The sequence below is a fragment of the Streptomyces sp. WELS2 genome, assembly GCF_013870595.1.
Lineage (GTDB): Bacteria > Actinomycetota > Actinomycetes > Streptomycetales > Streptomycetaceae > Streptomyces.
In genome coordinates, this window is record NZ_JACBWZ010001194.1 from 1 (window position 1) to 1,505 (window position 1,505).

At 73.8% G+C, this 1,505-nt stretch carries 2 protein-coding genes; one reads left to right on the top strand and one right to left on the bottom strand.

The genetic code is table 11. The features are described 5' to 3' along the window. Positions 1 to 516, bottom strand: a 516-nt coding sequence (locus tag H5J33_RS34935) for an AraC family ligand binding domain-containing protein (RefSeq protein ID WP_181798668.1), incomplete at its 3' end; no start/stop codon positions are given. A 177-nt stretch (positions 517 to 693) separates the two neighbouring features. Between H5J33_RS34935 and H5J33_RS34940 the strand changes: the two genes are divergently transcribed. Then, the coding region (locus tag H5J33_RS34940) for a LysR family transcriptional regulator (protein ID WP_181798669.1) at positions 694 to 1,505 on the top strand (812 nt) is incomplete at its 3' end.

The following is a 1,505-nucleotide window of genomic DNA, read 5'->3' on the forward strand; positions in this document are numbered from 1 at the left end:
GACGAGCACGTGCAGCAGGGAGCGCAGGACGCTCTCGTGTCCGGGGGCCCGTCCCCGGTGCTCCGCGACGAGTTCGGCCATCAGGCGCCCCACGGACCGGTCCTGCTCGGGGTCCAGGGCGAACCAGCACCGCTCACCGAGTTCCCGCAGCACTTCGCGGTCGTGGGGGTGGTCCACCAGGAAGTCGTCGGTGAACAGCGCGAGCGTCCCCTCCGGGCCCCGGCCGCCCTCCCAATGGTGCACCTGGCCGGGCAGGATCACCGCCAGGTGCGGGGGGCGCAGCGGCCAGCGCGCGAGATCGACGACATGGGTGCCGGAACCGGCGCTGACGTGGACGATCTCGTAGAAGGTGTGCCGGTGCGGCCGGTCCCACCGGGACAGCGGCCCCACGGCTTCGAAGGAACCGGCGGCGAAGGGCGGGGCGCCGGGGCCGGCCACCTCCAGCCGGTGCAGGGGTACGTCCCCGGCCGCGGGCGGCGATCCGGTGGTTCCCGGTAACACGGTGGTGCTGCGCATCGGCCATGTTCCCCTTTCTCCAGGACCTGTCGGGCACCGCACGGGCGCGAACAGGTACAGACCAATCGCGTCGCTGTGACCATGCCACGGACCGGGACACCGGGAAACAGCGAAACCCGCCCCTCTGGTCTGTACCAGCCTCTTGCCCCAGGCCCGCGCACCCCGCAAGCTCCCCTCATGGAGCTGGAGTTGCGGCATCTGAAGACCATTCGGGCCATCGCGGAAGCGGGCAGTCTGACCAAGGCGGCGACGGCCCTCGGACTCGCCCAGCCGGCGCTCAGCGCGCAGCTCAGGCGCATCGAGCGGGCGTTGGGCGGCACGCTCTTCGAGCGCGGACGGTACGGCGTACGGGCCACCGCCCTCGGAGAGCTGGTCCTGGAGCGCACCCGGATCGTGCTGCCCGCGGTCAGCGAACTCCAGCGGGAGGCGGCCCGGTTCGCGCGCACCCGGCGGGACGGGGATCGGCTGCGGCTCGGCGGCACCCACGGTCCGCTGCCGGGCGCGCTGGTGGACCGGCTCGCCGACACCGTCCCCGGCACCACCGTGACCACCTGCGCCTCCTGGTCGGAGCGGGAACTGGCGGAACTGCTGGCCGAGGGACGCCTGGACTTCGCGCTGGCCGGCGTCTGCGGCTCCGCTCCCCCGCCGGACGCACCGCATCTGACCTGGGAGGAGGTCGCCGTCGACCCGGTGTTCGTGATGCTCCCCGACGGCCATCCGCTCGCCCGCGGCCGGGAGGCCGACCTGGCCGCGCTGGCCGGCGAGGAGTGGGCGTGCGTCCCGGGCGACGGCTGTTTCGGGGACTGTTTCACCGCGGCCTGCGCACGGGCCGGTTTCACCCCCCGCCGGATGTACGAGACGGACACCGCGTCCTGTGTCCATCTGGTGCAGGTGGGCCGGGCGGTGGGCCTGTGCCGGGCCACCTTCCCGCCGACGCCCGGGATCACCACCCGGCCGCTGGCCGGGACCCCGCTGGTGTGGCGGCATCT